Origin of the sequence: Paraburkholderia sp. BR13439, assembly GCF_040948805.1 — a bacterium.
GTDB lineage: Bacteria > Pseudomonadota > Gammaproteobacteria > Burkholderiales > Burkholderiaceae > Paraburkholderia > Paraburkholderia youngii.
Map to the genome: position 1 here is coordinate 1 of NZ_JBFPKN010000028.1, position 22,411 is coordinate 22,411.

Consider the following 22,411-nt stretch of genomic DNA (forward strand, 5'->3'; position numbering starts at 1 on the left):
GCGCCTCCGGGCAAGCGCATGGGCCACGCCGGCGCGCTGATCTCGGGCGGTGCGGACACCGCTGAAGCGAAGCTGGAAATCATGGACGCATGCGGTATCAAGGTCACGAAGAACCCGTCGGAAATGGGCCGACTGCTGAAGTCGCTGCTTTGATCAGGAGCGGCAGCAATAGGGATGTAGAACACGAACCCGCGCGCGGTGCAGCCGAGGCAACCAAAATCGCCGAGCACAAGATCGACCGTCCGATCCGTGGATCCTCAAGACACCAACGCTGTGGTGCTTTGGCTTGTCGGGCGTCTCGTTGTACTTGGCTGCCTACGTTGCTCGCGCTAAACGAATCGGTCCGATTCCATGAGTGACGAGACTCTCATTCCTCCTCGAGACGATAAGCCTGTTCTTCACTACCCTTGTGGCGAAGCGCCCGCAGCCGGGACGGTCAGCGAAATTGCGCCGGGCGTGCTCTGGTTGCGCATGCCGATGCCGCTCGCGCTCAACCACATCAATCTATGGGCATTGCGTGACGGCAACGGATGGGCAGTCGTCGATACCGGCCTGCAAACCAGCGACACGGCAGCGGCTTGGCACAAACTGTTTGCCGACGGCGGTGCTTTGGCGCAAGTAAGACTGACGCGCGTCTTCGCCACGCACATGCACCCGGACCATATCGGCATGGCAGGGTGGCTCACGCGGAAGTTCGACTGCCGGCTTTGGATGACCCGCATGGAATATCTGATGTGCCGGGTCTTGGCCGCCGATACCGGACGAGCCGCACCGGACGACGGCGTGCGCTTCTACCGGCAGGCGGGCTGGGACGACGACGCGGTCGAGCTCTACAGGATGCGCTTCGGCGGATTTGGCAAGTTCGTGCACGCGTTTCCGGATAGCTTCCGTCGGCTTAGCGACGGCGAGACCCTGAACATTGGTGAGCATTCCTGGCGTGTTGTAACTGGCAATGGGCACTCGCCGGAACATGCATGCTTCTACTGCGCCGAATCGAAACTATTGATCTCCGGCGACCAGGTATTGCCGCGGATCTCATCCAATGTCTCGGTCTTCCCGACCGAACCGAACGCCAACCCGATGGAGGACTGGTTAGCATCCCTCGACAAACTGCAGCAAATGATCCCCGACGACGTCCTCGTGCTGGCCGCACACAACGAGCCGTTCAGGGGACTTCACGAGCGCCTTGACTCTTTGAGACGAAGCCACCATGCGACGCTCGACCGGCTAAGGCAGGCTCTGGTTCAGCCGAAGCGCGCAGTGGATGTATTCCCGCAGCTTTTCTCACGTCCGATCAGCTCGGGGGAGCCGGGCTTGCTCGGCATGGCCACCGGCGAGAGCATCGCACACCTGAACTACCTGTTGCGCCGCGGCGAAGCGGAGATGGAACTTCGGTCCGACGGTTGCGCATGGTATCGCCTGAGCCGCTCGATCCATTGACGAAGCGTCCGAAGATGCGGATGCGATGCATGGACTCGATGTCCTGCTGCTGAACGCTGTTGACCGCAACGTAGCGCATGGTCGGGCGGGCCGCAGCTTCGACGATCGCCTCCGCATCGTGGCGGTCATTCTTCTGGGATTTGACGAACGGTTTGACGAATCGCGGAGCGATGATCTGCACGTGGTGCCCCATTGCAGAGAAGCGGCGAGCCCAGTAGTGCGCTCCACCACAAGCCTCCATCACAACTGTTGGAGTCTGCTGCCTGCGGCAGACCATGTCGGGCATCTCTTGGTAACGGTCGGCTGATGCGGCTGACGTGGGTCAGAGACTTGACCACTATCCGTCGCCGCGAAGTGAGTTGACTAGTCGGGTATACGGTGGCCGGGCAGCGGAGGAGTCGAATCTCGCGAGGCCCTCCTCGCAGTTGCAGACAAGTCTGCGTGGTTTGTCGCCTGTTGATTGGAGGGGCGCGGTCATCCTGCCAAATTTTGTCAACGCTAGCTCATAGCGGATACTTCGGTCAATATGCCGCTTCTGGTGGTATATCGGGTGGTATGTCAGTTCTGAAAATTCGGAGAACCCTTGCCAGAAAGGCGATTCCGGGCTTTTTTCAAATCCCGCCCTGTGCAGCCCGACTCGCAGCAGGCAATACGTTTGAAGCGATTGCATTAGCATGGATGCAAGAACGTAAATCCTACGTAGAACCTCGCCAGCATGAGAACACGCTCGTGCGTTTGAAGAACGATGCGTTCCCGTGGCTCGGCAAACGTCCCATTTCCGAGATTGATGCCCCAGAGATTCTGGAGACTCTGAAACGCGTCGATAGCCGCGGCGCGCGCTATACCGCCCATCGCTTGCGCGGAGCAATTAGCCGAGTCTTTCGATATGCGATCAAAGAGAACTTCTGCAAGTCGGACCCAGCCCGCGATCTTGTTGGGGCTATTCCACCCGCGCAAACAACCCACTTCGCGTCGATCATTGAACCGGACAAAGTAGGTGAAATGCTGCGCGCGTTCGACGGCTTTAGCGGCACATTTCCGGTTTTCTGCGCGCTCAGACTTGCTCCGATGCTGTTCGTCCGGCCTGGCGAGCTTCGTAAGGCAGAATGGAGCCACATAAATCTGGACCGCGCCGAATGGCGCTATGCGGTGACGAAAACTGATACGGCTCATCTTGTACCGCTCGCTGCGCAGGCCGTCGCTATCTTGCGGGAACTCAAGGCGTTGACCGGCAATGGTTTATACGTGTTCCCGGGCGCGCGCGATCGCAAGCGTCCAATGAGTGAAGTCACAATCAACGCGGCGCTGCGCCGCTTGGGGTACGACACACGCACGGAAATCACGGGCCACGGCTTTCGCGCCATGGCACGAACGATCCTGCAAGAAGAGCTTGAACATAAACCAGAGGTGATCGAGCATCAGCTCGCGCATGCGGTGCCTGATAACTTCGGCTCTGCCTACAATCGCACGAAATTCATTAGAGAACGTCGGACGATGATGCAGGAGTGGGCCGATTATCTTGAACGGCTGAAGACCGGCGCAATTGCGGCGGGTACGCGCACATAGCGAGTCATCCGTATCATGTGCCGGTGGCGCGATATTCCGAATAGATGTGGATGAATCTGAATGCGTGTCTGCGTGTCCACATTCGCCATCGCGGAGTGCGGCGCGGTGGAGATGCGCGGTCGTTTGTGGAGCTCCTAAAGTGGGCGGAGACCTACCGCTCTCGGCACGGGTTCGTTTGGCGCGCACGAGGTCATCTTCGACTCGTTCAATGGGGCAAAGGCATGCCTGAAACCCGGGACCAGGTTACCGCTTTCGCAAGCAGCGCGGCTGAGAACTTTGTCTTTCCTGAAACAGCCGCGCAGTGGAAGGCGGAACGATTCGCCAAACGACCAAAGCCAGCGAAGCTGGCGACTAATGGACGGCTATGCCTTAACGCCGTCACGCTCATAGGGGCGGCTAATCTGATCTATCTTGGAATCTGCTGCATGTAGTCGACGTTCCGGACGTTCATCGCCGCATCACTGCACCTTCTCGACGCGCCGCAGCAGCACGAGCGATATCAGCACGATGACCACCGTGACCACGGCGAACGTCATCGTCGCGCGCGCGATGCCGAGGCCTTGCACCGCGATGCCGATCCCGATCACCGGCAGGGATATCGCCACATAGAGCACCACGAAGAACGCCGAAGTCACTTCGGCCTTGCGCTGGGCCGGGCTACGATTCGACAGCTCACTCAATGACGCCCGGAAGCTGATTCCTTGCCCCATTCCGCACAGCATCGTCCCGATCACGAACACAGTGGCCGAGCGCTGCCACGCGCACACGCCTAGACACACGAGACCGACGACGAGCGCCGCGCAACCGACACGCTGCCGCCACTTTTGCGTGATGCGCTTCTCGAGCGCCTGCCCGATCGCCGAGCAGATGAAGATCAGAAACACAGCGAGCCCGATCAGCAAGTCGCTGTGGTAGCCGAGTACATTGCGCATCACTTGCGGCGACACGGCGGTGAAGAAGCCGACGACGATGAATCCCGCAAATCCCGACAAGGCTGCAGGCACGAACGTGGCACGCACTCCACGCGGCAGCGCGAGCCGCTGCACGCGCAGCTTCGGATGCTCGGCCACGCGTATCGTCTCCGGCGCGATGCGCAACAACAGCACGGCGAGAAACAACAAGGCGATGTGCGCGACATAGGAAAGACGCATCGGCCAAGGCGCGAATTCGACGAGCGCGCCGCTCAACACTGGTCCGATGCCGAGTCCCAGCATGTTCGATGACGTCGCAGCGAGCATCGCTTTTGCACGCGATTCGGGCGGACTCGATTCAATGACCGCGACGGTCGCCGTGCCTGTGAAGATGCCCGCCGAGATGCCGGAGATGAGGCGCCCGAGTAGGAGCATGGCGAGGCCGTCGGCGAAAAGAAACGTCAAAGCGGAGACGGCGGATGCCGCGAGACCGGTCATGAGCATGCGGTTGCGACCCAGCTGATCGGACCAGTTTCCTATCGTCAGCAACGCGCCGAGCACGCCGACCGCATAGGACGCGAAGATCACTGTGATGGTCGCCGGACTAAAGCCGAAGGCGGTCTGGTAATCATGATAGATCGCCGTCGGCAGCGTCGTGCCTGCCATGTTGATCATGAACACCAGCGCGACTGCGAGATAGGCCTGCATGCGAAGTCGATACTAATTAGAGAAAGTTGTACATCTATCAGCACACTTTGTGCACGAATTTTCGCATGCTGCCAGATCATTCGTCGGCGCTTAAGTGCCGGATCGACGACGGCCAGCAGGCGCTCGTATCGGCAATCAGGTCTGAGTCCAAAGAGGTTGCGAAGCTAGTCATCCGGCTCATGTCATCAGAGTCGTCGATCTTGATCCTCGCAGGCCCAAGAGCTGCACTTCAATCCGATCCGAGCTCTATCTCCTCAAAGTCGCTGACACGATCCTGTTCTTGTATATTCCCGGTCCGTTCCCCCGTTTATTGGCGGTGTTTTGTGAAGCCAGGGGCGAGCGCTCTCGAACGCAGCGGCCGCGCGGAAAATTTCCGTCTCACAGCCGGTTTTGGCGACCATTTGCAGCCCTACGGGAAGGCCACTGGCTGTAAAGCCGACTGGGATTGACGCAGCGGGCTGACCGGTCAGGTTGAACGGATAGGTGTAGTACTGCCACGTGCAAAGGTTCCGTCCCTGCGACTGTCCGGGGACGTCAATGCCAATGTCGAACGCCGGTATGGGAACAGTAGGTGACAGCAGAAGGTCGAAAGGTTCAAATACGGTTCGAACCCTTTCGCGGAATTCGTAGCGCTCGAAAACACGTCCGTAATACTGCAACAGGCTCTGGTCAAGAGCGTTGTCGAGCACACCGGCTACTGCTTTGTCCAGTAGTTCTCGGGACTCAAGAAGCGTGCCATGCAAACGCGTTCCTACCCCGGCATAGAATTCTGCCGTCCATATGTCAGCCGGGTCTTCTCCGATTCCAGTCTCTAGAAGGACTACTTCACAACCCATATCCTCGAACGTGCGGACCGCGGTTTCGGCAATTTTCTCTACCTCGGCGTCGGCCCTTGCGTAGCCAAGAGTTGGACTCCACGCGATGCGCATACCTTCGACGGGTTGTTGGCACGCGCCCAGGAAATCCGGAACTGCACCCTGCTGCGAAAACGGATCGCGGCGGTCTCCGCCGGCAATGACAGACAGCAGCAACGCTGCGTCCCGAACGGTTCTGGCAAGGGGGCCGACATGGCCTAATGTGGGCGTTGCCGACACAGGAAACACCGGTACACGCGCAAACTGAGGCTTGATTCCGAAAACTCCGCAAAATGAAGCGGGGGTGCGAATCGAGCCGCCGCCGTCCGTACCCAAGGCAAACGGAGTAATGCCGGCAGCGACGCTCGATGCGGCGCCACAGCTGGAGCCTCCGGGAGTCCTGGTCAGATCCCATGGGTTTCGGGTAATCCCCGTGAGGGGCGAGTCCCCAACGGCTTTGCACCCGAACTCGCTGGTTGTCGTCTTGCCAACGATACAGGCTCCAGCCGCCTTTATCCGCTCAACTGAAGGAGCGTCATCGCTGGCGACATTCTCTGCCATTACCCTCGAACCAAAGGTTTGACAAACCTCGCCGACAGCGATTAGATCCTTCACCGAGACCGGGAGTCCGTGCAGCGGCCCGAGCGACTCACCTCTCATGACGGCTTGTTCAGCGCGACGAGCGCTTTCGAAGGCAAGTTCCGGCGTGAACGTTGTGAAGCAGTTTAACCGTGGCTCAAGCGCGTCGATGCGCTCATAAACATCCTTCAACAGCTCGACAGGCGAGATCCGCTTCTTCGCGATTGCATCGCGCATGTCGAGCGCGGTGGTGAAATCGAATGAGTACATTCTCAAAAACCTTCTTGCTTAGACCATGACCACGCCGTGCTTCACGACGTCGGGGTTATTTGCGATGCAGGCCCTAAAACCTGCAATGATCCCATCCCGTTCGAGGTGCTTTCCGATTACGACGAGGCGAGTCTCTGATAGGCCTCGAGGCCACGCTTCCGCGTACGTAAGGGGGCTGAAGACATTCTGAACACCCTGCAAGATGATGGGACGGTTCGCGCCAGAGAACTTGATCAACCCCTTGACTCGATAAAGATTCGTACCGTAGGTCTGTGTCAGTTGTATCAAAAATGCGAGAAACTTTTCGTGATCAACTGCATCAGGCTCACGAAAACTTACGGACGACACATCAGCATGGGGATGTGGTTCCTCGTGGCAGTGGTGATGTTTCCCAGAAGCGCACAAGGTACAGGGCTCGCTCTCGGACGTGCCTTCCGATTCACTCCCCATACCGATCCAGTCCGTGACTGATTGTTCCTGTGTGCTCGGATCAAATAAGCCGAGGTCGAGCAATTCGGCGGCAGGCACGTCGCCGAAAAGGACAGTAGTCTTTGCTGCGATCGGATTCAGTGCCTGTACCAGCGAGACTGCGGAGTGGTATTGGTCGCTATCAACCAGGTCACGCTTATTGAATATGATCTTGTCTGCAAGTGCAATTTGCCGCTCAGCCTCTGGCGCGTTCTCCAGCTGACCTTCCACATGCTTTAGATCGACCAGCGTCACGATGGCGTCCAGGCGGTATGTAAGATTCAGCGACATATCCGTGTAGAAAGCTTGCGCAAGCGGCAGAGGATTTGCAACCCCTGTGGTCTCGATAAGCACGCGATCGAACTGAATTTTGGGCTCAGCAAGTCCCGCTTTTCGCATATATAGCTTGTACAGCGACTCCATGAGGTCATCCTTGCTGGAACAACAAATGCATCCGTTACTCAGCTCTAGCATGTCCTCTGACGCGCGGCTGATCAGGTCACCGTCGATGCCGATTTCCCCGAACTCGTTCACGATGACCGCGATTTTTTTGGAGTCGGGGTTCGACAGGATGTGGTTCACCAAGGTGGTTTTTCCTGCGCCGAGAAAACCTGTAAGAAGCGTGATGGGGATGCGTTGATCGTTGTCAGCGGAGGCGTTCATGGTGTGGCCTGCTCGATTGCGTGGAGGTGCGGCCGGGAACCCGTGTCCGATTCCCGCCGGGTTGCTGGGTACACCAGCTGACAAGGTCAGTCGTTGAGGACAGCCCAGGCGCGGACAGGCGAGCCGCTTCCGTTTTGGATCTTAAGCGGCGGCCCGTAGAACATGAACTCACCTTTACCGACCAGTTCCTCGAGATTGACCAGCCATTCGTAATGAGTAATTCCCCGGTCGCGACATACGCGATGGCTTGGAAACAGGTTATGCGACGGTTTGTCCGTGGACGGCCCCTCCACTCCATGCAACCTGGAGCCGCGATCCGCAAGCCAATGGGTTGCTTCAGCGGTAAGACCTGGGTTGCTCCATACGACCTTCAGGTCTGGATAGTGTCGCTTGTGAAGACCGGTATTCATCAGCACAATGTGGCCGTCAATCTTCACCCCTGCCTTCTCCTCACCTTCTTCAAGATCTCTGACGTCGATGTCACCAAGGTCAGGGATGTGCGTCATGTCCAGGCAGACCGCTTTCCCCATGAACATCGACAGAGGCATCTCGTCGACTGGTTGGCCCTTCGGGTTCGTGTGATAAAAAGCGTCGACATGCGTTGCGATGTGATCCAAGGTGCTGATGAAGGTCGTTGCGAAGGTCATCGGGTCCTCCGGCACGCCCAGGCCCAACGAGAGCGACTTCTCATGAGTGAGGTGAGGCGCAATGATGGGCCGCTGAAAGAGCTTGTGTGCGGGCATGTTGTCCGCCAGGGTCAACGTCAGGTCTACGATTCGTTGCGGCATGGTAAGTCTCCTTAATATCTGTTTCTCGAAGTGAACCGGGTGGTAGGCGTAGCGGTGAGCACCTGCTGCACGACAAATCCGTAATACGGACAACGGCTAAAGATAACCACCCGTCTCGCGGCCGTCAGGCATTGGGTAGCGCTCTCTGGCATGTCCTCCAATCTCTGCTTAATCAATGCTGTTCCTTCGATACAACCATAACCTCCCAAATCTCCTGGAACAACGGGGCGCCCGCAAAAATGAGTCCGCCATGCGGACTATTAGGGTGTAGGATAATCACTTTGATGGGCACGTTACGACATGGATATTGAAACCGAGAGCCAATCGTCAGCGACGAGCAAAGGTTCGGGAACACAGAGCATCGAACGCGCAGCTCGGATCTTGCGAGAGATCGCATCATTCAGCGTGCACGGGTTGCGCTTATCGGACCTGGCCACTCAACTGAAGCTGGAGCGCCCGACGATCCACCGGATCTTGAGTTGTCTGGTGAGGGAAGGGCTGGTCATGCAGCACCCGCAAACGCGCCGGTATTTGCTCGGCCACGGCTTGTACGAACTCGGCCTGACTGCTGCAACGCAGTTCAAATTGCAGGCGATCTGTGAGCCGTCGTTGAAGCGGCTCGCCCAGTCGACCGGGGACGTCGCGTTCTTGACCATTCGTAGCGGCTCGGACGCCATTTCGATCGCGAGAGTTGAGGGCGGCGGACCCGTGACTGTACCTGCCATACAGATCGGCGTGCATCGACCGCTGGGGGTGGGCGCAGGCAGTCTCGCGCTGCTAATGCTTCTCCCAGATGACGAGATTTCCCGTATTTGCCATGCAAACGCAAAGCGACTCTTCACCTATGGCGGGCTGTCGGTGCCATCATTGCTCAAGATCGTGAAGCATTGTCAGGACGTCGGGTACGCAACGCACGACAGCAGTCTGATCCCCGGTCTCAGCGGAGTGGGCACCGTGATTCGGGACAGCGGTGGCGCTCCACTCGCCGCGCTTAGCGTAACGGCACTTGCAGGCAGCTTGTCGCAGGCCCGGCAGCAAGAACTCGTTTCACTTCTCCGCACTGAGTCGCGCGTCATCCAGAACCTCGTGCACCAGGCTAACCTCGACACCACGGATTTGCGCGGACGCGTCTAATTTGGACGACGTTTGGTCCAGCTAGGTGGTCTGGCTGGCCTGAAGCGCTCGGCCCGGTGAGACCATCGCCATCAGTTCCGGACAATGTGGGGATGTGGCAGATGGGAGTTGTATCGGCTGGGTGACTCGTCACGGGCGGCGGAGTCTTGTAGCGGGGGGCAAATGCAGGCGCACGGTTGTTAGGTCTCGCGCGCCTGCCGTTGAGGTCGATCTGGTTTATTCGATTACAACGCCATAGCGGCCGCTTTCCTGCGCCTCCACCAGGCTCGGTTCGGGCACTGCCTCGCTCCAGGTATGCTCTTCCGGATCAACGTGACGCGTCGCGAAGATCAGCAAACCGGAGAGGAAGCACGGAACCGCGCCGAAGAACAGGCCTGCGTGAAGCCAGTCGCTTCCCGAGCTAAGCGCCGCCGTGATACCAAGGCCGGCCACAATTGCGCCAATCGGCCCCATCGCATGGACAATTGCGCTGCCAGTGCCACGAATTGCGGTCGGATAGCTTTCGCCGATGAAGAACAGGGCAGCGGCGTACGGGCCGTTCAGGAAGAACAGGCCGAGGCTGTAGAGACCGACCACGACGTAGAGGTCGTGCGGGCCATACAGCATCCCCGCGAACGCGAAGCCGCCAAGCATCCATCCCAGCGCCAGAGTGTTTCGCCGGCCAATCTTGTCGCCAATGAAGCCGTGCGAAAGGTAACCGATGTACCCGACCACGTTCGACAGGACGAGAATCAGCAGCGAGTTCTCGAACGAAACGTTGTGGACTTGCGTCAAAACCGTCGTGCCGAGTACGCCGAAGACCTGGATCGCGGACCAGTTCAAGAGAAAGCCGCCGCCGAGAACCAGCGTTGGACGGAGCGACTCGCCGCGGAAGGCCGCCCAGATACCAGCCGAGGAATGTTGCTCGTAGTCAATTCCGTGACGCGCTGCGATCTTGCGGGCAGCTTCTTCCTCACCACAGTCACGAAGATGCTTCACGTGCTTGTGTACCAGGAACTGCGGGCTCTCCTTCAAACGTCGCGTCATGAAGAAAATGACTATTGCAGGGAAAGTCGCGAAGACGAAGCAGCCTTGCCAGCCTACCCTCGGCAACAGCAAAGCCGTGAGGCCAGCGGCGACGAGCGCTCCGATCGGCCATCCACCCTGTACCAGGCTATAGATGAAGCCCTTGCGCTTGTTCAGTCGCGCGTCGTTGGCCGCAGTGTAAAGTTCGTTCAAATACGTCGCATTGACCGTCTCTTCCGCATACCCGAGACCAGAGAGCGAGCGAATAAGAATCAGGGGCCAGCGCCCGAGAGATCCGCCAACCACAGTGAGCCCGGAGCAGACTGCAGCGCCGGCGACGGTGAACAGGAGGCTCTTCTTGCGTCCCGCCTTATCGAGAATCGGTCCGATTACAAACGCGATCAGCGCGGTTCCGGCGGCAACCAAGGTTGCTATTTCGGCTTGCTCCGCAGCGTCCCACTTGTAGTGGGCTCCAATTTCTGGAAGGAGCGTGCCAAACAGGATGAAATCATAGACTGCGAACACCCACGCGAAGAAAGCGACGACGGTGGCTCGCTTTACATCACTCGGCAGTATCGAATCGACCCGAAAGTCATTTGGGCTTTTGAACTTGGCCATTTTGAACTAATCCTTAGCCTCACGGCATAAATAATCCTGTATTCAGTTTAAAGAAGGACAACTGAATAACATGTTTGGTCATTCATTTGGATTGGTGAGTGGGCTTAGCTTGAGCGCAGATAGCGCCTGAGCTACGGCCAGCGGTCAGATCATGTAGTCGCCGCCATTTGGATTGATGGTGGCGCCGAGGAAGTAGGATCCGGCTTCGGAAGCAAGCAATACGGCAGCAGGCGCGATTTCGTCGACGGAAGCTGCTCGTCCGATCGGCAATTCCGCGAGCTTGGCGCGTCGGAACGTTTCGGGAAGACTGCGGAACAGTTCCGTGTCGACCGGTCCAGGACAGATCGCGTTCGCAGTGATTCCCTGGTCAGCCACCTCATACGCGAGCGAGCGGGTAAAGCCAATTACGCCAGCCTTCGCTGCGGCATAGTGGGCAAGTTCCTTTGCACCTTTATGTGCAAGCTGAGAGCTGATGTTGATGATTCGGCCGTGCTCGCGCTGGCGCATACCAGGAAGGACAGCTCGCGTACATAGGAAGACACTGCGCAGGTTAATCAGCATCATTCTGTCCCACATATCCGTGGGCATATCGGCGACGAGCGATGCGGACTCGATACCCGCGTTGTTGACCAGAATGTCAATGCGGCCGAGCGCGGCGATTGCGGTATCGACCGCAGCGTTCACCTGCGACTCTTCGCCAACATCGGCAGAGACAGCAACGCCTCTCACCCCGAGGTCGCGAATACGTGCTGCGGTGTTCTCTGCGTCTACCTTTAGGCGATCAAGTACGGCGACGTCTGCGCCTTCCTTCGCGAAGGCCAGGGCGATGGCTTGCCCGATCCCGCGCGCAGCGCCTGTGACCAAAGCCGTCTTACCAGTTAGGGTGCCCATGATTTCCTCCAAACGTGATTATGAGCGATTGAATTGATTAATGGCTTTGGATGGCCAAGCCGCCATCGACCATAATCGTCTGTCCGGTGAGATACCGGGCTTTGTCCGAAACCATGAACGTAATGACATCCGCCATGTTTTCCGGCTCACCGACACGGCCGAGCGGAACTGATGCCGACACAGCATTGAGGCCCGATTCTCCTTTCGAGTGCTGCTCAGACAGCGCCTGCGCGGTACGAATAAACCCGGGCGCGAGGCCGTTGACGCGGATCCCGTGACGTCCTGGTTCGACGGCAAGGCCACGCACCAGACCGACTACACCCGCTTTTGCCGCCGAGTAGTGTGCATGTTCATCCCATCCGTAGGCGATGCCCATGATGGACGACACAGCAACGATGCTCCCTGATTTCTTCTGCTTCATGCCCGGCAGCGCTGCGCGAATGATGCGGAAGACGCCTTTCAGGTCAATATCCATCGTGAGATCCCACTTCTCGTCCGTCAATTCATCGAGAGGGACTTTATGCGCGATACCTGCGTTTGCGATCACCGAATCGATTGCGCCATATTTCTTCTCCACGGTCGCGCCGATTTCGTCACAGGCAGCAGTGTCGCGAACGTTAAGCGGATGGAATTCAGCCCGTCCCCCGGCTAACCGAATCTCCGCCGTCACCGCTTCTCGTTCTGCCTGTAGAACGTCGGTGACGATCACCCTGTAGTTCAACGCACCGAATGCCTTCGCGGTGGCTCGTCCGATCCCGATTCCGGCGCCGGTGATCAGAACCACGTTTTGATCCTGGTTACTCATTTGGAATCCTCATTACAAGGGAGTTTGATTGGGCAATTTCTAACCGCAACCTTGAGATTGGGGCGGGGAATGTAACGGTGTGTCGGCTTGGTCGGTCACGTTCTTACGTGAGTTCCACTATAGAGCCGCCACATTTGTTTTCAACGGCGTCGAAAACAAAGAATTCCGTATTGTGGACTCGGGTATAAACCCCGATAAATCTGCTCTCCTGGTGGCGCGCGACTTTCAGAAGCGGAGCGCTACCACAAATCGTCTTGTAAGCCGTTGTTTTGTATGACTTTGACCGTTCGCAATGCACGCGGCATCAGCCACTCGGTCGTGCGCGAGCGAAACTCTCCGAGCAAAGAGGCAAGGTTTCCATGATATGGAGCAGTTTCGTCGAGCAGGCCGCGCATCGTGACGCGACGAGCAAGGCCAACTGGAAGCCGGCGCAGATGGCCGGACCTTCTTGTTAGCTGCCGTTGGATGTTCGGCCACTCGGCCGGCGGGAATGGGTGAGTGCCTGAGTATTCTGAAGGCCGGGTCATGGACGTTGCACGACGGGAAGCGAACCGCCACTGTACCTGTGGGTGGCAGGTTCGCGCTCAGCAGTGTTGGCATGATCCGCAGGCTGTCGACGCTCGACATGGCATCATCCTGATGCCAGAGGAAATCGTCTCGGATGAACTGGCCAGCGGGAGGCTGCGCCGCCATCATGCGGGCATGGCATGGCATGGCATGGCACGGCACGCCGATGCCCGTCTATGCCATCACCGAAACCCGGTTACTGCCCGCGAAAACGCAGCGCTTCATTGAGTTCCTGCAGGAACGATTTGAGCGGTAGCCCGCGCGGATGACAGGTTATTTCCCTCTATGCGGTCGCGAACGTCCGTTGCCTGGTGCCAGTGCGACTGTTCAACCGCTGCGGCCCCAACGGCCGTGAAGGGTCGGCAAAACTCATACATCAATGGCGATAATTGACATTGACCGGCTCAGATTATCCTGGTAGCAGCAAAGACACGCACGCCGATGCGTGTCGGATGCCCTACAGGTTGCCCGAATGAAGAGGATTCCTTCGTAAATGCTGGCCATGCCTTCCGCGATCGAATCAGGGTACCGTGACTAGCGAGGCTTTGGGGCGCGAACGCGGCACGGTTTGCAGCTGAATTTTCCGTTCACGTGACGGCGTCCTTCATGCGCTGATGTCGCAGCGGCACCTCACTCGCAGTCGCGAACCGCAGCACTCGTTTCGTCGAAACCTGTGTCAGGCCTACTGGATCTTCACACAGCAAGCGCCTAGGTCACGTCGGTGCGCTGCTCGTCGGCTGTCACGCTGATTTCGTCGGGCACTGTGCCGACCGCTGCAGGCGACCGGTTGTGACCTAAACTGGAAATGCGTCTTTCGCGTGCCCAGGTGCCGCCGTGACGCAATGCAACATCGCTGGCCGCCGACTGCATCAGGCGAATGGCGATGGCACGGGCAACACACCGTCATCTGCTGCCTGAATTACTCTGGATCTGATGTTCAAGAAAGGGGGCATCATGTTGCAAGCCAGTGAAATCCAAAAGCGTTTTACTCATCTTCAGCAAACCGTCAGCGAGGCATCACGTACCTTGCACGCCGACGCGACGATTCCTAAGCACCTGATGAACTGGATGGATGAGCTCGAAAAGGAATGCAAATCGGCGAAGAAGATCATGTCGTCCAAGGATGAGGATCGCATCCGGCAGTGCGTAGATGATCTGGAACGGATCGGTGATCGTGCGGAACGCGCTTGCCAACAGGCCGGTGGTCTGGCCGACGGAATCGTGGATACCGTCAGTTCAATGCATTCTGAACTTTCCGACCTGAAGCGACAACTGCACTGACCTGGCAGGGAGCCCCGGTCCAACCCGCCGGGGCTGGTTGCACTTCTACACCTGCGCTTCAAGACGCACCGCAACGCTTCTGCTTGACGCGCGGCCGCCTGTTTCCTTCGGGCTGTCGTGCCCGATAGCGGGCCAATTCTTTGCTCGGAGGTATGCCATGGCTACCTACGTCATCCTGAGCCGTCTCGCTCCTGACGCATTCACGGATCCCAGTGAACTGAAGCAGCTCGCCGCCACAGTGGCCGAAAAGATCAGGGCCGAATGCCCTGCCGTGACCTGGAAGGACAGCTATCTGACGCTCGGGCGCTTCGACGTCCTGGACGTTGTCGAGTCGAACGATCTGAAGCAGCTCGAGCTGGCGGTTTTAATTATCCGCGGCTATGGACACGCCGCTACCGAGACCCTACAGGCGACGCCGTGGAACGAGTTCATCGCGGCCCTGTAGCGCCGATCGACAGATCGGGCTCGAGGCGACGAAATGCGCCAGGTCGGCGCGAACTGATTTGGCTGAAGTTCGGTGCCGAGTGCGATGAGCGACCGCAGCTACCATAGGGTTTCCTGATGTTGGCCATACCTGTAGTTCGCGCGCACTCGGCCCAGGATGCGGTCAGTACCGCATGTTTCAGTTCGCGCAGCCAGGCACCTGCCGAGACCCCCATAGCCATGCGAACGCGAAGACCAGCACCCTGCCCCCCCCGCTCGTCTCGACTGCTTCTCAGGGGAAGATCGGTGTCGTGGGCTCCGCGCCCTCCAGATCGGCTTTCGGAAAATGCTGCGCGACCATCTGCTCGATCTCCTGTTCGCGCGATCCAGGCACGTCGGCCATGATCAGGATCTGGCCGTCGCGTATGGCGCCACGAAAGCGCTCGAGTCGTGTATCCGGGTCGTCGACGCCGATCATCGTGGCCGTCCAGGCCCCGAAGCCGGCACCTGCCAACGTCAAAACGACGACGGCTCCGCCCGCAATGGCGAGCTCCGCGGGAGGATAGACCAGCGCCACGAGACCGCGCAGCGCGCCGGTCGCACCGCCGAGCGCCACGCCGCGTTCGAGCGAGTGCACGACGTCGCTGCTTTGCAGTAAGGATGCCTCGGGTAACTGTTCGAGTGCGACACTGTGATTCGCGAGGACATGGATATGTCGCCATGTGATCCGCGCCCGCAGCAAGTCATCTACGATCGCCTTCGCCGTCGTCGTGTCAGGTACGAGGAAATCAAGACGTCTTATGTCGTCTCTCCTTCAATCAGGCATTCCCCAACGGGACGATGCTGTTTATCGTACCCTGCCGCAGGCAATCATGGGGCGTAGGTGACTTGCCGATATGAAGCGGTGACAAAGCATCGGAGGCAAGCCGACCGCCGCCCATCAGCCTTCGAAAAGCTGCCGGTTGGCGCGGACAAACTCTTCAACGGTTTGCGGCGCCTGTCCGGTGACTTGCTCGATGATGCCGTCTTTGCCCGCGAAGACACCGTTCTGGTAGTCGATGGCAACCTCAATGAAGTGCTGGATCATAAACTCCGGAAGACCGTACTTTTGCAGGTGTTCGCGATATTCGTCGAGCGTCGCTGGGTTATAAACAATTTCCCGGTCGAGAACCTTGCCGATTTCATCCGCGATGCCCTGATGGTCGAGTTCGATCGGACCGCACAGTTCGTAGGTATTGCCAATATGGCCGGAAGGATTCGTCAGTACGGTAGCGATGAAACGCGCCTGGTCTTCCGCGGCAATCGGTGCATGGCGTCCGTTTCCGTAAGGAAGGGTAATTCTCCCTTCGTTGACGATGGTATCGAGCACCCATGGGAAGATCAGCCATTCCGAGAAGAACGTCGGTCGGATGTGAACCGTTGGCACGCCCGACCAGTCGAGAACCCGTTCTGCGATCCAATGATTGCGCGCCGCGTGACTCTTCGAGTCTTCCCGCGCGGAGATTTGCGACATTTCTGCGAGGACTTCCACCCCCGCACGCCGTGCCGCGTCCGCGAAATACGCTGTCGCCTCGATGAAGCCCGGCCGCACCGGATAGCACAGGTATGCGCCAGTCGCGCCGTCCATTGCGCGGAGCACATCGTCATGCTCGAGCAGATCGCCGACGACGACTTCGGCGCCCTGGGCACGAAGCGCTGCACTGCGTTCGTCTTCCTGGTGTACTAAGGCTCGGACAGCATGCCCGTCGTTCAACAGATGACGAATGGTGCGGACGCCTGTCTTGCCTGTGGCGCCAGTGATCAGATATTTACGTTGCTGCATGATGAACTCTCCAGTCTAACGATGTGAGCACTCGTCGCGAGTGCGGGGCTACCAGATCTCGCCGCCATCGAAAAATCGTTTCGAAACCATATAGTGCATATGCACATATAGGTGCGCGCGCAATGCACTCAGTTTCAGGCTTGCACACCACCTACATCTTGATGAGGCGTTCTTGGACCGTCTGAAGAATTGCCGCGGACTCGTCAGGGTCTTCAACGATACGCGCCATGGTGAGGGCGCCGATCATCGCCGAGAGCGCAAAGATCGCTTCGGACCTTGCTGCTGCATGGTGCCGACGCCCGGACCGACTTGCCAGACTGTCGACGAGACCGTCGAACCCGCGCGCGGCAACTGCCCGCGTTTGTCCGTCGGCGCGCGCGAGCTCGCTGCCCATGCCCGCGAGCGGGCAACCGTCTGCCGGTGCGTCGCGGTGGGACGTCGACACGTAAGCCTCGATGATGGCCTTGAAAGCTTTAGCGCCGGTGCGCTCGCCCGCGGCCGCTTCGAGCTTGCCGATGATCTCGGTTAGCGCGGCTTCGCACGCTTGTGCGATTAAATGGTCTTTGGACTCGAAATGCCGATAAAAACCACCGTGCGAGAGTCCCGCGTCAGCCATCAGATCCGCCAAACCTGTCGTCTGGATGCCGTTCGCCCTGAACGCGCGAGCCGCAACATCGACGATTCGACGGCGGGTCTCAGCAGTTTCAAGTTTCGATCTCCTCATGACGGGGCACTCCGTGACGTGTTGTTTAGATGATAGTTATCATCTAAATCATGATCAACGCGTTTTCAGCAACATTGAGTTTCAGCAGTCGAATGGGGCCTGATTGATTAGGTCGCATGGTCCACGCATCGAAACCGGTCAGCTGACGACGCCTGAAATTCATCGGCGCGTAGCCACGGTCGTAAGAGGCATTTTCCGGGCAACTTCGTCTAGCGCCTCCGGCAGAGGGCGCCGATGCGATGCGGCTCCAGCAAGGTCGACACGTTTGGGACTCAACGATTCGGCACTACAAGTGCACGACTCGGCCGGCGGGCGACGACCCAGAATGCAGTTTGATAACTGGAACCTCGCGACTCACGCGATGGAGCGAAAGTCTCGTCCCGTACCCGTTATCGACGGGCGGGTTGGCTCAAGGAGCAGCGCAACGGTTCGCAGGCTTCGCCTTGCTTCGGAGCCGAGACAGGCGTGTAATTGATTGACGGCCGGGCAAGCGAGGGGCTCCATGCGCTGCGATCATTGTGGCTTCGAGAATGCCCTGACACTATCATGAGTCGGTCGACGGTGGATCTCATGAAGGAGCATTTTCCGAACGTTTCGGTTCGCGGTGACCTCGGTCAACACGGTTCGCTTCTCAGCATCCAGAAAGCGAAACGGATTCTCGGATATCTGCCCAACTTTACGTGGCGAGGCGAAAAACTGGACTGAATCCAACGTCCAGGTGCTCAGCTTTCCCGAAGACCTTTCTTCTGACGCAGAGGACGAAGTGTCCGTTTCCGCGGCATCCCCCGAAACGGACACTTCATTGTCGCAGAGTTGCGCAACCGAGAGGACTTCAAGGCAAGGACGCATCTATCAGCTCAATCCAATGACGCACTGGTGTGCGGCCCGCTCCGTCCAGATGCACTTGGCATCCGATGTTGGCCGTGACAATCAACTCCGGCTTACCGCCCTCCAGCGCATCCAGTCGGTTGTTGCGCAACCTTTCCGCCAAGTCAGGCTGGGTAATGGAATAGGTGCCCGCCGAGCCGCAGCACAGATGTGCGTCAGGCACAGAGGTGAGATCAAAGCCTAACCGTTGCAGGATCGATTCGACGGCTCCGCCCAGTTTCTGCGCATGCTGCAACGTGCAGGGACAATGAAACGCGATTCTTCGCGGTACTGGCTTTGGACGTTCATCCGTCAACGAAGCTTGCGTGTCCTCCGGAAGATCCGTCTGCAAGCGCTCGATCGGCTCTCGAGCCAACACCTCGACCAGGTCCAGTGCCAGTTCGCTCACCCGCTGTGCTTTCGCTGCATAGGACGGGTCTTCGCGCAGCAGGTGTCCATACTCCTTGACGAACGCACCGCAGCCGCTCGCTGTTTGCACGATCGCTTCGGCGCCGGCCTGGACGGCGGGCCACCACGCATCGATATTGCGTCGTGCACGCGCGAGACCAGCGTCTTGAGCATTCAAATGATAATCGCTCGCTCCGCAGCAGCCGACCTGATTGGCATTGGTGATGCTGATGCCGAGCCGGTCCAGCACGCGTGCGGCAGCCGCGTTGGTGTTCGGCGATAGAGTGGGTTGGACGCAGCCTTCCAGAATCAGCACGGTCCGTTGATGCCGTGGTATAGGCCGGGACAGTGGGCTGACGACGCGCTTAGGGACTTTGCGTTTCAGCGGCGCCGGTAGGAACGGCCGAAGCACTCGACCGGCTTTTAGCAGCGCTTCGAAGACCATGGGATGAGGAATCGTCCGACGCAGCCCTTCGCGCAGCAGGCGTTCGGTGGCTGGTCGTCGGACACGCCGTTCCAGTTCAGCGCGGCCGATGTCTAGCAGCGCGTGATAGGTGACTCCGGAGGGGCACGTAGTTTCACAATTGCGGCAGGTGAGGCAGCGGTCAAGGTGCAGCTGCGTTTTCCGTGTGACTGGCTCCCCTTCGAGCATTTGTTTGATCAGATAGATGCGACCGCGTGGTCCGTCCAGTTCATTGCCGAGCAGTTGATAAGTCGGACAGGTCGCGTTGCAGAAGCCGCAGTGCACGCACGAGCGCAGGATCTGTTCGGCTTCGTCCGCGCGCGACAGAGTCTTGGCCGCATCGCTGAGATTCGTTTGCATGCTGAAAATCCCTTTGGTAGAGCGACTAGACGTTTTCAAAGCCCGGCGTACATGCGACCGGGATTGAATAGGCCGCACGGATCGAGTCGCTGCTTCAATTGCTGATGAAAGCGCAGTAAAGCGGGCGAGAGCGGCGTGAAGGGCTCAGCGTGGACCCAGGGGCTGAAGCTGACGGCATGGCCGCCCGCCGCGCGTGCGATCTGCCGAATAATCTCGGCCGGCGCTTCGCTTTTCAACCAGCGCTGTGCGCCGCCCCAGTCGAGCAAAGCGTCACCTGGCAGGTCGAACAACGGCGTGGCGTTCGGCAACGACAGCCGCCAAAGCGGACGCGGGTCCGCAAAGAAAGCCAGACGATGTTCGCGCAGGTCGTTCCAGTATTCCGGACTCAGTTCGCTGCCGCCTATGCGATCCACCGCCGACGCCACAGAGCCTACGCCTCCTTCGAGTCGCACATGCAGACGGCCGTCAACGTGACACGCAGCGCTGATCGGAAGCACGGCACGGCGCCAAGCCGATAGTTCGCATAGTGCTTCGTCCGCGTTGAGTTCGAGCATGAGGCTCGCGCTTGCACGTGGTTTCGGCAACACCTTGAGTGACACTTCTGTGACGAGACCGAGGCAACCGAGACTACCCGCAAGCAAGCGGGATACGTCGTAACCAGCCACGTTCTTCATCACTTCGCCGCCAAAGCGTAGATGCTTCGCGCGGCCTGTGATAAACCGGCATCCGAGCACGAAGTCCCGTACCGAACCGGCCCACGGCCTGCGCGGACCAGAGATGCCGGCGGCCATCATGCCGCCGACTGTGGCGGCGCTATTGAAGCCGGGCGGCTCGCACGGCAACATCTGGCCAGCCGCGTCGAGTGTCGCGTTAAGTTCTATGAGCGGCGTGCCAGCGCGTGCCGTAATTACTAGCTCAGTGGGATCGTAGCTCACTACACCGCGATGCGAGCGTGTGTCGATCGGCGTGCCGCGTACGGGACGGCCGAGGAAGCCCTTGCTATTGCCGCCGCGAATCCCGAGCGGAGTGCCACGGGCGAGCGCTTGTCCGACTTCGGCGACGAGACGTTCGCTGTCGTCCATAGAGACGGGTTCTGTGTGCATCAGAAACGCTCCAGTTCGGGAAAGGGCAGTACGCCGTGGTGGACGTGCATCGAACCGAACTCGGCACACCGGTGCAGGGTGGGAATGTTCTTGCCTGGGTTGAGCAGGCCTGAGGGGTCGAATGCGGCTTTCAGCGAATGGAAGAAGGTCAGTTCGTCGCTATTGAACTGCGCGCACATCTGGTTGATCTTTTCACGGCCGACGCCGTGTTCCCCGGTGATGCTGCCGCCCACTGCAACGCACAGCTCGAGAATGCGCGCGCCGAGCACTTCGGCACGTTCGGTTTCGCCAGGTGCGTTCGCGTCGAACAAAATCAGAGGATGCATATTGCCGTCACCCGCATGGAAGACGTTCGCTACTTGCAGCCCATATTCGTTCGACAACGCTTCGATGCCCTTCAGTACGCGCGGCAATTCGCGGCGCGGAATCGTCCCGTCCATGCAGTAGTAGTCGGGGGAGATACGGCCCACAGCAGGGAACGCATTCTTGCGACCAGCCCAGAACCGCTGCCGTTCGGCTTCGTCCTTCGCGGCCCGGATGTCAGTAGCGCCCGCCGCACGTAGGAGAGCTTCTACACACGCGAGGTCTTCCTGCACGTCGCTATCGACTCCGTCCACTTCGCACAATAGGATCGCCGCGGCGTCAACCGGATAACCGGCATGGATGAAATCCTCGGCCGCGCGGATCGCGAGGTTGTCCATCATTTCGAGGCCTCCCGGAATGACACCCGCGCCGATAATCTGGGCCACTGCTGCTCCAGCTTTTTCGACGTCGTCAAAGCTGGCGAGAAGCACTTTTGCGCTTTGCGGCTTCGGTAACAGCTTCACCGTGACTTCTGTGACGATGCCGAGCATGCCTTCGGAGCCAGTGAAGAGCGCGAGGTAGTCAAACCCCGGTGCGTCGAGAGCGTCCGAGCCGAGCGTGATGCGTTCGCCGTCGATAGTAAGGATCTCGAGCTTGAGAATGTTGTTGACGGTGAGCCCATATTTCAGGCAATGCACGCCACCTGCATTCTCTGCGACGTTGCCGCCAATCGAGCATGCGATCTGTGATGACGGGTCCGGCGCGTAGTAAAGGCCGTGAGGCGCTGCGGCCTGCGAGATCGCGAGGTTGCGCACGCCCGGTTGTACGCGCGCGGTGCAAGCTTCGGGATCGATTTCGACAATCCGATTGAAACGCGCCATCACCAGAAGGATGCCTTTCTCGAGCGGCAGCGCGCCCCCTGACAGACCTGTTCCGGCGCCGCGTGCCACCACCGGAATTTGCTGGGCGTTGGCGAATTTCAGCAAGGTCTCGACCTGGTCGACCGTGTGCGGCAGCGCAACCAGCATCGGCGTTGCGCGATAGGCGGCAAGGCCGTCACATTCAAAAGGCCGCAGATCTTCCTGCTCGTGGAGCAATTGCAGGTCGGGGATCAACGCCCGCAACTGCGCGATGACCGTGGCTTTGTCGTGTGTCGCAATTGGGCCGTCGATTTTCTCGTCGTAGTGGTAGCTCAAGGGGTCTCCTGGCCTTGTGCCTGACGTGCGATCGCGGGGCAATGTCAGCGGCGTGCAGGCTCTCTGTATGACATTGTTGCGGGTGTGCACGCGGCTGTCGATGGCATTATCTGGTGGTCTTACCAGTTTTTATCGGCACGAATTTCCGCTGACTGAGCCAGAGCGGCGATTAGTAAAGGCGTCGTCGCTTATAC

18 protein-coding genes and 3 pseudogenes are annotated in these 22,411 nt (G+C 58.9%); 7 read left to right on the top strand and 14 right to left on the bottom strand.

The genetic code is table 11. The features are described from left to right. Positions 1 to 153 (top strand): annotated as a pseudogene (locus AB3X96_RS35935) (succinate--CoA ligase subunit alpha); the annotation flags it as partial. 198 nt (positions 154 to 351) lie between these two features. Beyond that, a complete protein-coding gene (locus tag AB3X96_RS35940; protein ID WP_368593450.1) occupies positions 352 to 1,440 on the top strand; it encodes an MBL fold metallo-hydrolase in 1,089 nt (362 codons plus the stop codon). Positions 1,441 to 1,456: 16 nt separating this feature from the next. Here the strand turns inward: AB3X96_RS35940 and AB3X96_RS35945 are convergent. Beyond that, a pseudogene (locus tag AB3X96_RS35945) lies at positions 1,457 to 1,726 on the bottom strand (IS110 family transposase); the annotation flags it as partial. A 269-nt stretch (positions 1,727 to 1,995) separates the two neighbouring features. On the opposite strand from AB3X96_RS35945, the gene AB3X96_RS35950 reads away from it, so the two are divergent. After that, positions 1,996 to 3,006: a tyrosine-type recombinase/integrase gene (locus AB3X96_RS35950; protein WP_368593451.1), complete on the top strand. Its 1,011-nt coding sequence runs from the start codon at positions 1,996 to 1,998 to the stop codon at positions 3,004 to 3,006. A 458-nt stretch (positions 3,007 to 3,464) separates the two neighbouring features. On the opposite strand, the gene AB3X96_RS35955 is transcribed toward AB3X96_RS35950, so the two are convergent. The 4 genes from AB3X96_RS35955 to AB3X96_RS35970 all read right to left on the bottom strand — a co-directional run bounded on the left by AB3X96_RS35955 (position 3,465) and on the right by AB3X96_RS35970 (position 8,247). Then, positions 3,465 to 4,625 carry an MFS transporter gene (locus AB3X96_RS35955; RefSeq protein WP_368593452.1) on the bottom strand — a complete coding sequence of 387 codons (1,161 nt, stop codon included), beginning with the start codon at positions 4,623 to 4,625 and terminating at the stop codon, positions 3,465 to 3,467. 254 nt (positions 4,626 to 4,879) lie between these two features. Further along, the gene (locus AB3X96_RS35960; protein WP_368593453.1) at positions 4,880 to 6,328 is read right to left on the bottom strand and encodes an amidase; all 1,449 of its coding nucleotides are present in this window, start codon (positions 6,326 to 6,328) and stop codon (positions 4,880 to 4,882) included. Between the two features lie 18 nt (positions 6,329 to 6,346). After that, positions 6,347 to 7,459 (bottom strand): GTP-binding protein, encoded by a 1,113-nt coding sequence (locus AB3X96_RS35965; RefSeq protein ID WP_368593454.1) that lies wholly within the window; start codon positions 7,457 to 7,459, stop codon positions 6,347 to 6,349. Between the two features lie 86 nt (positions 7,460 to 7,545). After that, a complete protein-coding gene (locus tag AB3X96_RS35970) occupies positions 7,546 to 8,247 on the bottom strand; it encodes a cyclase family protein (protein ID WP_176106871.1) in 702 nt (233 codons plus the stop codon). A 300-nt stretch (positions 8,248 to 8,547) separates the two neighbouring features. Between AB3X96_RS35970 and AB3X96_RS35975 the strand changes: the two genes are divergently transcribed. After that, positions 8,548 to 9,381, top strand: a complete 834-nt coding sequence (locus tag AB3X96_RS35975; protein ID WP_176106870.1) for an IclR family transcriptional regulator — start codon at positions 8,548 to 8,550, stop codon at positions 9,379 to 9,381. 216 nt (positions 9,382 to 9,597) lie between these two features. Here the strand turns inward: AB3X96_RS35975 and AB3X96_RS35980 are convergent, their stop codons facing one another. From AB3X96_RS35980 to AB3X96_RS35990, 3 genes are all read right to left on the bottom strand, one after another. Further along, complete coding sequence (locus tag AB3X96_RS35980; protein ID WP_368593455.1) at positions 9,598 to 11,004, bottom strand: MFS transporter; 1,407 nt, start codon at positions 11,002 to 11,004, stop codon at positions 9,598 to 9,600. Positions 11,005 to 11,148: 144 nt separating this feature from the next. Next, positions 11,149 to 11,895, bottom strand: a complete 747-nt coding sequence (locus AB3X96_RS35985) for an SDR family NAD(P)-dependent oxidoreductase (RefSeq protein ID WP_368593456.1) — start codon at positions 11,893 to 11,895, stop codon at positions 11,149 to 11,151. 37 nt (positions 11,896 to 11,932) lie between these two features. Further along, positions 11,933 to 12,700: an SDR family NAD(P)-dependent oxidoreductase gene (locus AB3X96_RS35990; protein WP_368593457.1), complete on the bottom strand. Its 768-nt coding sequence runs from the start codon at positions 12,698 to 12,700 to the stop codon at positions 11,933 to 11,935. 496 nt (positions 12,701 to 13,196) lie between these two features. On the opposite strand from AB3X96_RS35990, the pseudogene AB3X96_RS35995 reads away from it, so the two are divergent. The 3 genes and pseudogenes from AB3X96_RS35995 to AB3X96_RS36005 form a co-directional block, all read left to right on the top strand. Then, positions 13,197 to 13,523, top strand: a pseudogene (locus AB3X96_RS35995) (LysR substrate-binding domain-containing protein); the annotation flags it as partial. Between the two features lie 698 nt (positions 13,524 to 14,221). Continuing rightward, a complete protein-coding gene (locus AB3X96_RS36000) occupies positions 14,222 to 14,548 on the top strand; it encodes a hypothetical protein (RefSeq protein ID WP_368593512.1) in 327 nt (108 codons plus the stop codon). Positions 14,549 to 14,705: 157 nt separating this feature from the next. Continuing rightward, the gene (locus AB3X96_RS36005) at positions 14,706 to 14,993 is read left to right on the top strand and encodes a GYD domain-containing protein (protein WP_368593458.1); all 288 of its coding nucleotides are present in this window, start codon (positions 14,706 to 14,708) and stop codon (positions 14,991 to 14,993) included. 270 nt (positions 14,994 to 15,263) lie between these two features. Here AB3X96_RS36005 and AB3X96_RS36010 read toward each other — a convergent pair whose 3' ends face one another. The 6 genes from AB3X96_RS36010 to glcD form a co-directional block, all read right to left on the bottom strand. Further along, complete coding sequence (locus AB3X96_RS36010; RefSeq protein WP_368593513.1) at positions 15,264 to 15,773, bottom strand: DUF1269 domain-containing protein; 510 nt, start codon at positions 15,771 to 15,773, stop codon at positions 15,264 to 15,266. A 138-nt stretch (positions 15,774 to 15,911) separates the two neighbouring features. Next, on the bottom strand, positions 15,912 to 16,793 hold the full coding sequence (locus AB3X96_RS36015; RefSeq protein WP_368593459.1) for an NmrA family NAD(P)-binding protein: 882 nt from the start codon (positions 16,791 to 16,793) through the stop codon (positions 15,912 to 15,914). Between the two features lie 151 nt (positions 16,794 to 16,944). Then, the gene (locus tag AB3X96_RS36020; RefSeq protein ID WP_368593460.1) at positions 16,945 to 17,517 is read right to left on the bottom strand and encodes a TetR/AcrR family transcriptional regulator; all 573 of its coding nucleotides are present in this window, start codon (positions 17,515 to 17,517) and stop codon (positions 16,945 to 16,947) included. A gap of 832 nt (positions 17,518 to 18,349) precedes the next feature. After that, positions 18,350 to 19,615, bottom strand: coding sequence for a glycolate oxidase subunit GlcF (gene glcF, locus AB3X96_RS36025; RefSeq protein ID WP_368593461.1), 1,266 nt, complete (start codon positions 19,613 to 19,615; stop codon positions 18,350 to 18,352). 35 nt (positions 19,616 to 19,650) lie between these two features. Continuing rightward, complete coding sequence (gene glcE, locus AB3X96_RS36030; protein ID WP_368593462.1) at positions 19,651 to 20,718, bottom strand: glycolate oxidase subunit GlcE; 1,068 nt, start codon at positions 20,716 to 20,718, stop codon at positions 19,651 to 19,653. Further along, a complete protein-coding gene (gene glcD / locus AB3X96_RS36035; protein WP_176106861.1) occupies positions 20,718 to 22,217 on the bottom strand; it encodes a glycolate oxidase subunit GlcD in 1,500 nt (499 codons plus the stop codon). Before glcD ends, glcE begins: the two co-directional genes overlap by 1 nt. Positions 22,218 to 22,411: the final 194 nt, after the last annotated feature.

Bases quoted from the DNA above. Each gene is read 5' to 3' on its own strand.
- AB3X96_RS35940 (WP_368593450.1), top strand. From the start codon at position 352: ATGAGTGACGAGACTCTCATTCCTCCTCGAGACGATAAGCCTGTTCTT.
- AB3X96_RS35950 (WP_368593451.1), top strand. From the start codon at position 1,996: ATGTCAGTTCTGAAAATTCGGAGAACCCTTGCCAGAAAGGCGATTCCG.
- AB3X96_RS35955 (WP_368593452.1), bottom strand. From the start codon at position 4,625: ATGCAGGCCTATCTCGCAGTCGCGCTGGTGTTCATGATCAACATGGCA.
- AB3X96_RS35960 (WP_368593453.1), bottom strand. From the start codon at position 6,328: ATGTACTCATTCGATTTCACCACCGCGCTCGACATGCGCGATGCAATC.
- AB3X96_RS35965 (WP_368593454.1), bottom strand. From the start codon at position 7,459: ATGAACGCCTCCGCTGACAACGATCAACGCATCCCCATCACGCTTCTT.
- AB3X96_RS35970 (WP_176106871.1), bottom strand. From the start codon at position 8,247: ATGCCGCAACGAATCGTAGACCTGACGTTGACCCTGGCGGACAACATG.
- AB3X96_RS35975 (WP_176106870.1), top strand. From the start codon at position 8,548: ATGGATATTGAAACCGAGAGCCAATCGTCAGCGACGAGCAAAGGTTCG.
- AB3X96_RS35980 (WP_368593455.1), bottom strand. From the start codon at position 11,004: ATGGCCAAGTTCAAAAGCCCAAATGACTTTCGGGTCGATTCGATACTG.
- AB3X96_RS35985 (WP_368593456.1), bottom strand. From the start codon at position 11,895: ATGGGCACCCTAACTGGTAAGACGGCTTTGGTCACAGGCGCTGCGCGC.
- AB3X96_RS35990 (WP_368593457.1), bottom strand. From the start codon at position 12,700: ATGAGTAACCAGGATCAAAACGTGGTTCTGATCACCGGCGCCGGAATC.
- AB3X96_RS36000 (WP_368593512.1), top strand. From the start codon at position 14,222: ATGTTGCAAGCCAGTGAAATCCAAAAGCGTTTTACTCATCTTCAGCAA.
- AB3X96_RS36005 (WP_368593458.1), top strand. From the start codon at position 14,706: ATGGCTACCTACGTCATCCTGAGCCGTCTCGCTCCTGACGCATTCACG.
- AB3X96_RS36015 (WP_368593459.1), bottom strand. From the start codon at position 16,793: ATGCAGCAACGTAAATATCTGATCACTGGCGCCACAGGCAAGACAGGC.
- AB3X96_RS36020 (WP_368593460.1), bottom strand. From the start codon at position 17,517: ATGAGGAGATCGAAACTTGAAACTGCTGAGACCCGCCGTCGAATCGTC.
- glcF (WP_368593461.1), bottom strand. From the start codon at position 19,615: ATGCAAACGAATCTCAGCGATGCGGCCAAGACTCTGTCGCGCGCGGAC.
- glcE (WP_368593462.1), bottom strand. From the start codon at position 20,718: ATGCACACAGAACCCGTCTCTATGGACGACAGCGAACGTCTCGTCGCC.